The organism is Microbacterium sp. 1154 (assembly GCF_031455375.1).
Lineage (GTDB): Bacteria > Actinomycetota > Actinomycetes > Actinomycetales > Microbacteriaceae > Microbacterium.
The window spans coordinates 706,217-719,593 of record NZ_JAVDSN010000001.1 but is presented as its reverse complement, the minus strand read 5'-3'; the positions used below and the strand labels follow the sequence as shown (position 1 = coordinate 719,593).

The 13,377-nt window shown below is 70.3% G+C and carries 14 protein-coding genes; 10 read left to right on the top strand and 4 right to left on the bottom strand.

Going from position 1 to position 13,377, the window contains the following annotated elements; translation table 11 throughout:
* Positions 1-20 precede the first annotated feature (20 nt).
* Together J2X55_RS03260 and J2X55_RS03255 are read left to right on the top strand one after the other, a co-directional pair.
* On the top strand, positions 21-2,114 hold the full coding sequence (locus J2X55_RS03260; protein WP_309821815.1) for an APC family permease: 2,094 nt from the start codon (positions 21-23) through the stop codon (positions 2,112-2,114).
* Positions 2,115-2,361: 247 nt separating this feature from the next.
* Positions 2,362-2,730 (top strand): PLD nuclease N-terminal domain-containing protein, encoded by a 369-nt coding sequence (locus J2X55_RS03255; protein WP_115916200.1) that lies wholly within the window; start codon positions 2,362-2,364, stop codon positions 2,728-2,730.
* Positions 2,731-2,918: 188 nt separating this feature from the next.
* On the opposite strand, the gene arfB is transcribed toward J2X55_RS03255, so the two are convergent.
* Positions 2,919-3,356 (bottom strand): alternative ribosome rescue aminoacyl-tRNA hydrolase ArfB, encoded by a 438-nt coding sequence (gene arfB, locus J2X55_RS03250; protein WP_309821812.1) that lies wholly within the window; start codon positions 3,354-3,356, stop codon positions 2,919-2,921.
* Between the two features lie 266 nt (positions 3,357-3,622).
* Between arfB and J2X55_RS03245 the strand changes: the two genes are divergently transcribed.
* The 8 genes from J2X55_RS03245 to J2X55_RS03210 are packed head-to-tail and all read left to right on the top strand — an operon-like array spanning position 3,623 to position 11,648.
* Positions 3,623-3,763 (top strand): hypothetical protein, encoded by a 141-nt coding sequence (locus J2X55_RS03245; RefSeq protein ID WP_309821811.1) that lies wholly within the window; start codon positions 3,623-3,625, stop codon positions 3,761-3,763.
* Positions 3,760-3,849, top strand: a complete 90-nt coding sequence (gene kdpF / locus J2X55_RS03240; RefSeq protein ID WP_074696280.1) for a K(+)-transporting ATPase subunit F — start codon at positions 3,760-3,762, stop codon at positions 3,847-3,849. The genes J2X55_RS03245 and kdpF overlap by 4 nt, the downstream gene beginning before the upstream one ends.
* 3 nt (positions 3,850-3,852) lie before the next feature.
* Entirely contained in the window at positions 3,853-5,538 is a 1,686-nt protein-coding gene (gene kdpA, locus J2X55_RS03235) for a potassium-transporting ATPase subunit KdpA (RefSeq protein WP_309821810.1), read from the top strand.
* On the top strand, positions 5,538-7,691 hold the full coding sequence (kdpB, locus tag J2X55_RS03230; RefSeq protein WP_309821808.1) for a potassium-transporting ATPase subunit KdpB: 2,154 nt from the start codon (positions 5,538-5,540) through the stop codon (positions 7,689-7,691). The genes kdpA and kdpB overlap by 1 nt, the downstream gene beginning before the upstream one ends.
* Positions 7,692-7,702: 11 nt before the next feature.
* Positions 7,703-8,287, top strand: a complete 585-nt coding sequence (gene kdpC / locus J2X55_RS03225; RefSeq protein ID WP_309821807.1) for a potassium-transporting ATPase subunit KdpC — start codon at positions 7,703-7,705, stop codon at positions 8,285-8,287.
* 18 nt (positions 8,288-8,305) lie between these two features.
* Positions 8,306-8,461, top strand: a complete 156-nt coding sequence (locus J2X55_RS03220) for a hypothetical protein (RefSeq protein ID WP_181906379.1) — start codon at positions 8,306-8,308, stop codon at positions 8,459-8,461.
* Positions 8,458-10,980 carry an ATP-binding protein gene (locus J2X55_RS03215; protein WP_309821805.1) on the top strand — a complete coding sequence of 841 codons (2,523 nt, stop codon included), beginning with the start codon at positions 8,458-8,460 and terminating at the stop codon, positions 10,978-10,980. Before J2X55_RS03220 ends, J2X55_RS03215 begins: the two co-directional genes overlap by 4 nt.
* Complete coding sequence (locus tag J2X55_RS03210) at positions 10,977-11,648, top strand: response regulator (protein WP_103211041.1); 672 nt, start codon at positions 10,977-10,979, stop codon at positions 11,646-11,648. Before J2X55_RS03215 ends, J2X55_RS03210 begins: the two co-directional genes overlap by 4 nt.
* Positions 11,649-11,932: 284 nt before the next feature.
* On the opposite strand, the gene J2X55_RS03205 is transcribed toward J2X55_RS03210, so the two are convergent.
* The 3 genes from J2X55_RS03205 to J2X55_RS03195 form a co-directional block, all read right to left on the bottom strand.
* On the bottom strand, positions 11,933-12,409 hold the full coding sequence (locus J2X55_RS03205) for a hypothetical protein (protein ID WP_309821802.1): 477 nt from the start codon (positions 12,407-12,409) through the stop codon (positions 11,933-11,935).
* Between the two features lie 155 nt (positions 12,410-12,564).
* Positions 12,565-12,876, bottom strand: coding sequence for a transcriptional regulator (locus tag J2X55_RS03200; RefSeq protein WP_103211037.1), 312 nt, complete (start codon positions 12,874-12,876; stop codon positions 12,565-12,567).
* Positions 12,873-13,304 (bottom strand): chemotaxis protein CheY, encoded by a 432-nt coding sequence (locus tag J2X55_RS03195; RefSeq protein ID WP_115916214.1) that lies wholly within the window; start codon positions 13,302-13,304, stop codon positions 12,873-12,875. Before J2X55_RS03195 ends, J2X55_RS03200 begins: the two co-directional genes overlap by 4 nt.
* Between the last annotated feature and the right edge of the window lie 73 nt (positions 13,305-13,377).

The following is a 13,377-nucleotide window of genomic DNA, read 5'->3' as shown; positions in this document are numbered from 1 at the left end:
CATGGCCTCCAGTGCGCGTAGTGTCGCGCGCCGTGACTGACGAAAGTCGCGTTGACGGCGAAGAGACGCCGATCGCGAAACGCATCCTGATCGGCGAGCCCCTCACCTCCGAGAAACTCGACGAGCAGCTCCTCCCGAAGAAGATGGCGCTGCCGATCTTCGCCTCCGACGCGCTGTCCTCCGTGGCCTATGCGCCACAGGAGCTGCTGATGATCCTGCTCATCGGCGGAACGGCCCTGCTGACCCTGAGTCCATGGGTCGCCGTCGCCGTGGTGACGCTGCTCGTCGTGGTCGTGTTGAGCTACCGGCAGCTCATCAAGGCCTACCCCTCGGGCGGCGGCGACTACGAGGTGGCGAGCAAGAACCTGGGCGAGGTGCCGGGCGTGATCGTGGCCGCGGCGCTCCTGGTCGACTACGTGCTCACGGTCGCCGTGTCGGTGGCATCCGGTGTCGACAACATCATCTCGGCGCTGCCCGAACTCAACCCGTTCCGGGTCGAGATCGCCGTCGGCTTCGTCATCCTCATCGTGATCGTGAACCTTCGCGGCGTGCGCGAGGCATCGAGCGTCTTCGCGATTCCGACCTACCTGTTCATCGGGTCGGTCGGCGTGATGATCGTCGTGGGTCTGGCCCGCACCCTGCTGGGCGACGCACCCGTGGCCGAGAGCGCGCAGTATGCCGTGCAGGCCGAATCCCTCACGCAGGCGGCTCTCATCCTGCTCGTGCTGCGGGCCTTCTCGAGCGGCTGTTCGGCGCTGACGGGCGTCGAGGCCGTGTCGAACGGTGTGCCCGCGTTCCGCATGCCGAAGATCCGCAACGCCCAGACGACGCTGACCCTCATGGGCGGCATCGCGATCGTGCTGTTCGCGGGGCTCACGATCCTCGCGCTCATCTCGGGCGTGCACTACGCCGAGAACCCCTGCCATCTGATCGGTTTCGACTGCGCCAACAACCCGCAGCCGAGCCTTATGGCGCAGGTCGCCGCCGCCACGTTCGGCATGGGGAGCATTCCGTTCTTCATCATCCAGGCCGCCACCGCGTGCGTGCTGCTGCTCGCGGCCAACACCGCGTTCAACGGTTTCCCGTTGCTGGGCGCCGTGCTCGCGCGCGACGGCTACGCCCCGAAGGCCCTGAACACCCGCGGCGACCGCTTGGTCTACTCCAACGGCATGATCATCCTGGGCATCGTCGCCATCGGCGTGCTGATCGTCTACCAGGCGAACCTCACGACGCTGATCCAGCTGTACATCATCGGTGTGTTCGTCTCGTTCTCGCTGGGCCAGATCGGCATGGTCAAACACTGGCGTCGCGTGCTGCGCGGGTTGAAGGACCTCACTCCCGAGGCGGCGAAGCAGCAGTCCGCCGCGATCGAGCGGCGCTCCGCCATCTCGGGCCTCTGGATCAACTCCGTCGGCGCGGCGATGACCGTGCTCGTGCTGCTGATCGTCACGATCACCAAGTTCACGCACGGTGCGTGGCTGGTGTTCATCGCGATCCCGATCCTCGCGGTACTGATGATCGGCGTGAACCGGTACTACCGCGACGTCGAGCACGAGATCCGCATGGACGAGACCGTCCACTTCGGCTCGTCGGGAGACGTGGCGATCGTGCTGGTGAACCGTCTGCAGAAGCCCGTGATGAAGGCGATCGACTACGCCCTGGCAGCGAACCACCAGAAGACGCTCGCGGTGCACGTCGCCATCACCGACGAAGACGCGTCGAAGCTGCAGAAGGAGTGGGCCGAGCACGACATGCCCATCCCCCTGGTCATCATCGACTCGCCGTACCGCACGTACACCTCGCCGGTGTCGACGTTCATCAAGAAGTACCGCGAGAACAACGGCTCGGCCGTGGTCACGGTGTACCTGCCGCAGTTCATCGTCGGCCACTGGTGGGAGTCGATCCTGCACAACCGCCGCTCGCGCCGCCTGGCGCACCAGCTCATGCTCGTGCACGGTGTCTCGATCACGCTCGTGCCGTGGTTGCTCGACTCGTCCGAGGTCATCTACGGTCGCCGCTCCCGGCCCCTCCCGGGTCAGCAGCGCGGTGGACAGCCGGTGGCCCAGGTCACGTCGCACAAGCCGAAGAAGACGCCGCCCGGCTCGGCATCCTGAGTCCCGTCCGACGCCCCCGCCCGCGTGGTGGGGGCGTCGGCGTTTGCAGGGCGTCCACCCGAGCCGGGCGGAGGGCCGTGCCGGGCTCCGGAAAAATCCCACCCTGGCCGCACGAACCAGCCCCACCGGCCCGGCCGCGCGCGTCGTCTCCGGAGTGCGGCACACCTCTCCCGCCCACTGCTCCCGCACACGTGACGGCATCGCCGGGCACTGGACGCCGCCGCGCGTCTCCGACAGGGTGGATGCCATGCCAGTCCTCGCCCTGCTGACACTCACCGTCATGGTGGTCGCCCTCATCGACGCCATCACCCGGCGCGAGGACCAGGTGAAGCACCTGCCGAAGTTCGCGTGGATCTTCTTCATCGTGCTGCTCCCGCTGATCGGGTCGATCCTGTGGTTCACCCTCGGCCGCGAGTACGAGGCGCGATCGACACCGATGACCTTCGGCGACCCGCGGCGCTGGCAGAAGGATGCCGAGGCCACTCCCCCGCCGGCTGCCGCTCGCGACACCCGCACCACCGAGCAGCAGATCGCCGACCTCGAGCGCGAGATGCACCTCGCGGACCTCGAGGAACAGGTGCGCCGCCGCCGGGCCGAGGGCGGCGCCGCGAGCTGACGCCCGCGCCGTCCCGACCCTCCCCGCGGTCTCGCTGCCCCCCTCCCCCTGGCCTCGCTGCCCCTTCCCCCTGTTGAGTGTCCAAAACACCCGGACGGTTTTCGAAAGCGTCCGGGTGTTTTGGACACTCAACGTCGGGCACGGGGGCGCGGGGCGTAGGGCGGGCGGGAGGGCGGGCGCGGGGCGGGTCAGTCCGTCGGCCGCCGGCGCATGCGCTTCACGTCGGTGCGGCGCTGCTTGGCCTGCAGGCGACGCTCGGTCGACCCGCGGGTCGGCTTCGTCGCCCGGCGCGGCGGGGCGGGCGCACGCACGGCCTCGGCGACGAGGGCAGCGAGCCGGGCGCGCGCGGCGTCGCGGTTGCGCAGCTGCGCCCGATGCTCGGATGCCGCGATCGTCAGCACCCCGCCGACGAGCCGGTCACCGAGTCGCTCGATGAGCCGCTCACGCTGCACGCGTGACAGCACGCTCGACGCCGCGGCATCCCACATCAACTCGACCCGCGAGTCGGCGGTGTTCACGCCCTGACCGCCCGGGCCCGAGGAGCGCGAGAACCGCCACGACAGCTCCGCCGCCGGGATCACGAGCGACGCGCTGACGCGCACGTCGGATCCGTCGGAGAAGAGCATGCCTCCATCATGCGTCGCCCGGGTGGCGTGCCGCACTCCGGAACGCACCTTTCTCATGGCCCGAACGGGCTGACCTCCGTGCACACGAGACCGAGCGCTCCGGAGCCCGGCACCCCCGTAAGCGCGCCGTATGCGTCCGCCGCCGCCCCGTAGGGAAAACGTAAGGACGCCCGGATGCCGTGTGCCCGGGGAGTTGTATCGACAGATGTGCCGCCCCGCGGTGCCCGCGGATCTCCGCGGTGTGTTCACCCGAATCTGGAGTCGTCGTGCTCGATGCCGTCTTCCTCGCCGCGACCGTCGCGATCTTCGCGCTGATCGCCCTCGTCGCGAAGGGGGTCGAGAAGCTGGGCCCCGGGGCTCGCCCCTCGTCCGCTCGCCCCACCTCGCGAGGGGGAGAACAGTCGTGATCTTCTTCTCGATCCTGGCCGCGGTCCTCGCGGTCGCCGCCGTCGTCTACCTCGTGGTGGCGCTCGTCCGACCGGAGAAGTTCTGACCCATGGAGAGCGGAACCATCTGGTCCATCGTCCTGACCAGCGTCACCCTCGTCCTCGCCCTGGGCCTGGCCTACCGCCCCCTCGGTGACTACATCGCCCGCATCTACACCGGCGAACGCGACCTCGCCGTCGAGCGCGGCATCTACCGCCTGATCGGCGTCGACCCCCGCAGCGCCCAGACCTGGCAGGCCTACCTGCGCTCGGTGCTGCTGTTCTCGTTCGTCGGTGTCGTGTTCGTCTACGCGATCATGCGCCTGCAAGCGGTGCTGCCGCTCTCGCTGGGCTTCGACGCCCCGAGCGAAGCGCTGTCGTTCAACACGGCCGTCTCGTTCGTCACCAACACGAACTGGCAGTCCTACGGCGGAGAGACCACCCTCGGCTACACCGTGCAGTTCGCCGCGCTCACGGTGCAGAACTTCGTCAGCGCCGCCGTGGGCATCGCCATCGCGATCGCCCTCGTGCGCGGTTTCGCGTACCGCCGCAGCGGCGTTATCGGCAACTTCTGGGTCGACCTGGTGCGCGGCACCTCCCGTCTGCTCCTGCCGTTCTCGGTCGTCGCGGCGGTCGTGCTGCTCGCCGGCGGCGTCATCCAGAACCTCTCGGGCTTCACGGATGCCACGACGGTGGCGGGCGCGGCCCAGTCCATCCCCGGCGGGCCGGTGGCCTCCCAGGAGGCGATCAAGCTCCTCGGCACCAACGGCGGCGGCTTCTTCAACACGAACTCCGCCCACCCGTTCGAGAACCCCACCCCGTGGACGAACCTCTTCGAGATCTTCCTCATGCTGGTCATCCCGTTCTCGCTCCCCCGCGCGTTCGGGCGCATGGTCGGTGACAACCGCCAGGGCTACACGATCCTGGGTGTGATGGGCGCGATCTTCGTGGCATCCACCGCTCTGCTCACCTGGGCCGAGACGGCGGGCAACGGCACCGCGCCGATGCTCGCGGGCGGCGCCATGGAGGGCAAGGAGGTGCGGTTCGGCATCTTCGGCTCGACGCTGTTCGGCACGACCAGCACGCTGACCTCGACCGGTGCGGTCAACTCGATGCACGACAGCTACACGGCGCTCGGCGGCATGATGCCGATGATCAACATGATGCTCGGCGAGATCGCCCCCGGCGGCGTCGGTTCGGGCCTGTACGGCATGCTCATCCTCGCCGTGATCGCGGTGTTCGTCGGCGGTCTGCTGATCGGCCGCACACCCGAGTACCTGGGAAAGAAGATCGGGCCGAAGGAGATCAAGCTCGCGAGCCTGTACATCCTCGTCACACCCACGCTCGTGCTCGCCGGAACCGCGCTGAGCTTCGGGGTTCCCGGCATCCGCGACGACGTCGAGACCACCTCGATCCTGAACCCGGGCGTCCACGGCCTGAGCGAGGTGCTCTACGCCTTCACGTCCGCGGCGAACAACAACGGTTCCGCCTTCGCCGGTCTCACGGCCAACACCCCGTGGTTCAACACGGCACTGGGGGTGGCGATGCTCCTCGGACGGTTCCTGCCAATCGTGTTCGTGCTGGCCCTGGCCGGTTCCCTCGCGGCCCAGGATGCCGTGCCCTCCACCGCCGGAACCCTGCCGACGCACCGCCCGCAGTTCGCGGGTCTGCTCGCCGGCGTCGTCGTGATCGTCACGGCCCTCACCTACTTCCCGGTCCTCACCCTCGGACCCCTCGCCGAAGGACTTACCCGCTGATGTCCACCCTCACCCACGCGCCGGCCGCCGAGGCCCCCGCCGCCGCGTCTCCGCGTCGCGCGTTCAGCGCCGCCCAGGTCGTCGCCGCCCTTCCGGGCGCGGCCAAGAAGCTCAACCCCGCCGCCCAGTGGCGCAACCCCGTGATGTTCCTCGTCTGGGTCGGTGCGGCGTTGACGACGCTCATCGCGATCGCCGAACCGTTCCTCGGCGGCGGCGACTCCGGTCTCCCGTTCGGTTTCACCTGGGGCATCGCCGTCTGGTTGTGGCTCACGGTGTTCTTCGCGAACATCGCCGAGTCGGTGGCCGAGGGCCGCGGCAAGGCGCAGGCCGCGACCCTGCGCAAGACCCGCACCACGACCTCGGCCCGTCGCGTGGTCGCGTACTCCCCCGACGACCCCGCCGCCTCGAACGTCGCGGTCGAGGACGTCCCCTCGGGCGACCTGCGCGTCGGCGACATCGTGCTCGTCGAGACGGGCGAGCTCATCCCCGGCGACGGCGACATCGTCAACGGCATCGCGACGGTCGACGAGTCGGCGATTACGGGCGAGTCGGCCCCGGTCGTGCGCGAATCGGGCGGCGACCGCAGCGCCGTCACCGGCGGCACGCGCGTGCTCAGCGACCGCATCGTGGTGAGGATCACGTCGAAGCCCGGCGAGACCTTCGTCGACCGCATGATCGCCCTGGTCGAGGGCGCCTCGCGTCAGCGCACGCCCAACGAGATCGCGCTGAACATCCTTCTCGCGAGCCTGTCGATCGTGTTCGTCGTCGTGGTTCTCGTGCTGAACCCGATCGCCTCGTACGCGGCATCCCCCGTCTCGATCCCCGTGCTCGTGGCGCTGCTCGTCTGCCTCATCCCGACCACGATCGGGGCGCTCCTCAGCGCCATCGGCATCGCCGGCATGGACCGCCTCGTGCAGCGGAACGTCCTGGCGATGTCGGGCCGCGCCGTCGAGGCCGCGGGAGACGTCACGACCCTGCTGCTCGACAAGACCGGCACGATCACCTACGGCAACCGCCGCGCGTCGGCCTTCGTGCCGCTGGACGGTGTCGGCGGCCCGATGCTGGCCGAGTACGCCTCGCTGTCGTCGCAGGCCGATCCCACGCCCGAGGGCGTCTCGGTCGTCGAGCTCGCCGCAGCCCAGGGGATCGTCGCCGAGATGCCTCGGGGCGCGGAGCCCGTGCCCTTCACCGCGCAGACCCGCATGAGCGGCCTCGACCTGGTCGACGGCACGCAGGTGCGAAAGGGCGCCGCATCCGCCGTGGTGGCCTGGCTCGACGGCTCGGGCTCGACGGTTCCGGACGCCACCCGTGCCGAACTCCTGAGATTCACCAACGGAATCGCGGAGTCCGGCGGAACCCCGCTGGTGGTTGCCACCCTGGCCCCCGATTCCTCAGGAGTTTCGCACGACCGCGGCCGCGTTCTCGGCGTCATCCACTTGAAGGATGTCGTGAAGGACGGACTGCGCGAGCGCTTCGAGGAACTGCGCGCGATGGGCATCCGCACCGTGATGATCACGGGCGACAACCCGCTCACCGCGAAGGCGATCGCCGCCGAGGCCGGGGTCGACGACTTCCTCGCCGAGGCGACGCCCGAGGACAAGCTCGCCCTCATCCAGCGCGAGCAGGAGGGCGGCAACCTCGTCGCGATGACCGGCGACGGCACGAACGACGCTCCCGCCCTGGCGCAGGCCGACGTGGGCGTCGCGATGAACACGGGCACCTCGGCGGCGAAAGAGGCCGGCAACATGGTCGACCTCGATTCCGATCCGACCAAGCTCATCGACATCGTGCGCATCGGCAAGCAGCTGCTCATCACGCGCGGCGCGCTCACGACGTTCTCGCTCGCCAACGACATCGCGAAGTACTTTGCGATCATCCCGGCGATGTTCATGGGCGTCTTCCCCGGTCTCGCGGCCCTGAACGTCATGGGTCTGCACTCCCCGGCATCCGCCGTCACGAGCGCGATCATCTTCAACGCGATCGTCATCATCGTGCTGATCCCGCTGGCCCTGCGCGGCGTGAAATACCGCGCGGCGAGCGCGTCGAGCATCCTCAGCCGCAACCTGCTCGTCTACGGGCTCGGCGGCGTCATCGTCCCCTTCATCGGCATCAAGCTCATCGACCTCGTCGTGAGCCTGCTCCCCGGTTTCTGAAAGGTCCCGTCATGCGCACCACCCTGCGTACCACCGCCGTCGCCGTCCGCGCGATGGTCGTCTTCACCCTGCTGCTCGGCGTGGCCTACATGCTGCTGATCACCGGAATCGGCCAGGTCGCCCTGCCGTTCCAGGCCAACGGATCCCTCGTCAAGACCGCCGACGGCACCGTCACCGGCTCGCAGCTGATCGGGCAGTCGTTCCAGGATGCCGATGGCACCGCGCTCCCGCAGTACTTCCAGTCGCGGCCGTCCGCCGCGGGCTACGACTCCTCGGCCTCGACCGGATCGAACCTGGGGCCCGAGAACCCCGACCTGATCGCCTCGATCGAAGAGGGCCGTGCGGCGTTCGGCGAGCTGAACGGCGCGGGTTCGATCCCCGCCGACGCGGTGACCGCCTCGGGCTCGGGCCTCGACCCCGACATCTCGGTCGAGAACGCCGAACGCCAGGTCGCGCGCATCGCGCAAGCCCGCGGCATCCCGTCATCCGAGGTCTCCGCCCTCGTCGCCGAGCACACGCTGCCCCGCGATCTCGGGTACCTCGGCGACCCGCGCGTGAACGTCGTGGAGCTCAACCGCGCGCTCGACGCCCGCTGAGAGACGAGAATCACTGTCATGACCCTGTCGCCCGTCGCCGCCGTCGCACCCTCCGTGCGGCGGCGGCGCCGTGTGCGGGAACGCCGGTCGAGTGTCCACAACATGCCGCTGGCCGTTCGCGGGCGCGGCGTGTTCTGGACACTCGACGGAACGCGCACGGGGGACGCCTCGTGAAGCGCGGGCGCCTGCGCGTGCTGCTGGGCATGGCCCCCGGCGTCGGCAAGACGTACGAGATGCTCGAGGAGGGGCGCCGGCTCCGCTCCGAGGGCCACGACGTCGTCATCGCGATCGTCGAGACGCACGGCCGCGCCGCCACCGCCGCTCAAGCCGAAGGCCTCGAGGTGGTTCCGCGCCGTGCCGTGGCGCACCGCGGCGTCGCGCTCGACGAGATGGACCTGGATGCCGTGCTCGAACGGCTCCCGAGAATCGCGCTCGTCGACGAACTGGCGCACACCAACGTCCCCGGCTCTCGCAACGACAAGCGCTGGACCGACGTCGAGGAGCTGCTCGACGCGGGCATCGACGTGATCACGACCGTGAACGTGCAGCACATCGAATCGCTCAACGACGTCGTCGAGAAGATCACCGGCGTGGTGCAGCGCGAGACGGTCCCGGATGCCGTGGTCCGGGCGGCCGATCAGATCGAGGTCGTCGACCTGGCACCGCAGTCCCTGCGCGATCGCCTCGCGGCGGGCTCGGTGTACCCGGCCGAGCGGATCGACGCCGCCCTCTCGAACTACTTCCGTCTCGGCAACCTCACGGCGCTGCGCGAACTCGCCCTGCTGTGGCTCGCCGACGAGGTCGACTCCGCCCTGCAGCGGTACCGCACCGAGCACGGCATCGAGGGCTCGTGGCAAGCGCGCGAACGCGTCGTGGTGGCCCTGACCGGGGGCCCCGAGGGCGAGACGCTGCTGCGCCGCGGCGCCCGGATCGCGGCACGCTCCGCCGGCGGCGAGCTGCTCGCCGTGCACGTGTCGACGCAGGACGGCCTGCGCGCGAGCGCCCCCGGCGCCCTCGCCGCACAACGCGCCCTCGTGGAGACCCTGGGTGGGACGTACCACCAGGTCGTCGGCGACGACGTGGCCACCGCCCTGGTCGATTTCGCGCGATCGGTCAACGCCTCTCAGCTGGTCATCGGGGTGAGCCGTCGCGGGCGTCTCGGCGCGGCCCTGACAGGACCGGGCATCGGGGCGACCGTGATCCGCGCCTCGGGCGACATCGACGTGCACATCGTCAACCACGCGCGTGCGGGGGGCCGGTTCACGCTCCCCCGGCTCGCGGGCCCGGCGCTGAGCGCGAAGCGGCGCATCCTCGGCTTCGTGACGGCTCTGGTCGGCGGGCCCCTTCTGTCGCTGCTCATGATCGCGACCGGTTCCGACGAGTCGATCACCGCCGACGTGCTGGCCTATCAGCTGCTGGTCGTGGTCGTCGCGCTCGTCGGCGGCATCTGGCCGGCGGTGTTCGCGGCCGTGCTGTCGGGCGTCACGCTCGACTTCCTGTTCATCGCCCCCATCTACACGATCACCATCAGCGACCCTGCGCACGCGCTGTCGCTGACGCTCTACGTCGTCATCGCCGTGCTCGTCAGCGTCGTCGTCGACCAGGCCGCCCGCCGCGCGCGGGCGGCCCGACGAGCCGCGGCGGAGTCCGAGATGCTCGCCACGATCGCCGGCAGCGTGCTGCGGGGAGAGAGCGCCGTGCCCGCGCTCATCAGCCGCGCGCGCGAGGCGTTCGGCCTCGCCGGTGTCCGCCTGATCGCGACCGACGGCACGGTGCTCGCCACCGACGGGGAGCCGGTGCGCGACGATCGCGCGGTCATCGTGCCCGTGGGCGACGGCCGCGCGACCCTCGAGCTGCACGGCGGCGACCTCGATGCCTCGGAACGGCGCCTGCTCGACGTGGTCGTGGCGCAGCTCGCCGCCGCCCTCGAGCGCACCGACCTTGCCGAGACCGCCGCCGAAGCCGGCGCCCTCGCCGAGACCGACCAGGTGCGCACCGCCCTGCTGTCGGCCGTCAGTCACGACCTGCGCCGGCCGCTCGCGGCCGCCGTCGCCTCGCTCGGGGGCCTGCGCGCCGCCGGCGACCAGCTCTCCGACGCCGACCGCCGCGAGCTGCTCGAGACCGCCGACGAGAGCCTCGCAACCCTCTCGGTGCTGGTCACCGACCTGCTCGACGTCAGCCGCGTGCAGGCCGGTGTGCTGGCCGTTTCGCTGACGGCGACGGATGCCGCGGGCGTCGTGCTCTCGGCCCTCGACGAGCTCGACCTGGGCCCCGACGACGTCGAGCTCGCCCTCGACCCCGACCTGCCGCTGCTGCACGCCGACCCCGTGCTGCTGCAGCGCGTGCTGGTCAATGTGCTCACCAACGCCCAGCGTTACTCGCCCGACGGCGAGCGCGTCCGCATCGCCACCAGCCGCCTCGGCGGCACCGCCGAGATCCGCGTGATCGACCACGGCCCCGGCATCGCCGCCGAGCGCCGCGAAGACATGTTCTCGCCGTTCCAGCGCCTCGGCGACACCGACAACACCGCGGGCCTGGGCCTCGGCCTCGCCCTCTCCCGCGGCTTCGCCGAGGGCATGGGCGGCACGCTCACCCCGGAGGACACCCCCGGTGGCGGCCTCACCATGGTCGTGGCGCTGCCCGTGGCCGATGCGGAAGCCATGGCATCCGGAATCTCGAGGAGGATGCCGTGAAGGTACTCATCGCCGACGACGACCCGCAGTTGGTGCGGGCCCTTCGCATCACGCTCGCCGCGCACGGCTACGACGTGGTGGCGGCGGCCGACGGTGCCGCGGCGGTCACCCTCGCCGCGCAATCGCACCCCGACATCGTCCTTCTCGACCTCGGGATGCCGCACCTCGACGGGGTGCAGGTGATCCACGCCCTGCGCGGGTGGACGACGGCCCCGATCATCGTCGTCTCGGGCCGCACGGGCTCGGCCGACAAGGTCGAGGCGCTCGACGCCGGGGCCGACGACTTCGTCACCAAGCCGTTCCAGATCGACGAGCTGCTGGCGCGGCTGCGCGTGCACGCGCGACGCTCGGTGCCGTCGGCGGGCGATGCCGTGGTGCGCTTCGGCGACGTCGAGGTCGACCTGTCGGCGAAAGCCGTGCTGCGCGGCGGCACCCGGGTGCATCTCACCCCGACCGAGTGGCGCATGCTCGAGTTCCTCGCCCGCAACCCCGGTTCTCTCGTGACGCGACAGACGCTGCTGAAGGAGATCTGGGCGAGCGAGCAGGTCGCCGATTCCGGCTATTTGCGGCTGTACATGTCGCAACTGCGCAAGAAGCTCGAGGTCGACCCCTCGGCGCCCGCGCACCTGCTCACCGAACAGGGGATGGGGTACCGGCTCGTCGTGTGACGGGGCGGTTCCCGCGGCGGGTCCGGTCTCGGGCTGCGGGGTCGGGCGGGTGCCGGGCTGTTAGTCGGGGGCGGCGCGCCGAACTCCTGAGATCCGGCGCTGCGCCGACTCGTCCGCCGGCCGGAAGCACGCACCGACCCCCGAAACACCGGAGGCCGGAACGGCCGCGGCCCCCGAAACTCAGGAGTTACGCACGTCGGCCGGCTCGTCCTCGGCCTCCGCGGCGAGGAATTCCGCCTGCACCCGGGCGCAGCGGGAGGCGAAGACGATCGAGTGCAGCAGCATCAGCGGACCTCGCCGACGGTGTGGCATCCGGGACAGGGGAAGGCGATGCGGTCTCCCGCGCGGACATCGCCGGGCAGCACGACCGTGCCGCACGGTTCCTCGCCGTGCGCGTCGACCACGGCGAAGGGTTCGTCGTACGCGTGGGACACGCGGCCGATCAGCCGCGCCTCGCGCCAGACGGCCTCGAGCCCCGCGACGCAGGCGTCGAGGCGCAGCGTGTCGGGCGTGGCATCCGTCACCGTCGCCACCACCACGGTCGTCGACAGCGTCGCGGATGCCACCCCGCCCGACGCCGGGATCACGGCGGGGCCCGTGCAGAGGCAGGGCGTGCCGCAGATGTCGGCGTAGCGGCCGACCGACATGGCCCGCACGGTGACGTCGTCGAGCGTGGGAGTCGAGCCGGCGGGCCAGGCCGCGGCGTCGAAGGGCGCGGGGATGCTGGAGCGGAGGGTGGGGAGCAGGGCCGTGAGCGTCATGGCATCCGGTCTACGCCCGCGGCGGGCGCGATCAGCGTGTGCTCACGGTTCCCGAACGGGACGGTCCGGCTTCCTCACTCTTCGCGCACGACACCGCGTCTCATCGACTCGTCCATGAGGAGACGGTGAGACGCGGTGTCGAACGATCGAACGGCTCAGACCGACGTCCCCGCGATCTCGCGGAGCGTGTCGAGGTGGCTCCTCCACGCCGCTCGCCCCTCCTTCGTCAGGGTGAGCGAGGTGCGGGGCATCTTGCCCGCGAACGACTTCCCCACAGCGATGTAGCCGGCGCCCTCGAGCGTCGAGACCTGCTTGCTCAGCGCGGAGTCGGTGACCTCGACGGCATCCCGAACCTCCTTGAAGCTCAGCGTGGTCGCCCGGTCGAGGGCCGCGAGGATCGAGAACCGCACGGAGTTCTGGAGCAGCTCGTCGAGCCGGTGCCGAGGATGCGGGGTCGACGTGGTCACGACCGAGCCTCGCGCGCCGCGCAGACCAGGGAGACGACGAGCACGAGGCCCGAGGCCAGCGCCGCGAGCAGCACGTTGCCGTGCGCCCAGATGACGACTGCCAGGGCGAGCGCGTAGGACGCGAACCAGCTCGCGATGTAGGCGGTCCAGCGGCGGCCGCGGGCGAAGGCGGCGCGGCCCTGGATGCTGACGACGAAGAAGATGATGAGGGCGAATACGACGGCCAGCAAGCTCACGTAGGCGAGGCCGAACGTATCTCCGGTCGTGACGGCCATCGCGAAGGTGCCCATCGAGGTCGCCACCCCGAGCGCGAGGATGAAGCTGATGTACGGCCACCGCGTTGCGTTGTGTGCGGCGTGGCTGAGGCGGTCGGCGCGATCGAGCAGCAGTTGGGCTTCCGACGCGGTCATCGCGGGCGTGTGGTCCATGGCGATCCTTTCGTTAGTTCGATCATCGCAACTACTTTCCGCTTTGGCAAGTACTTTCTCCTTTTCTTCGCCT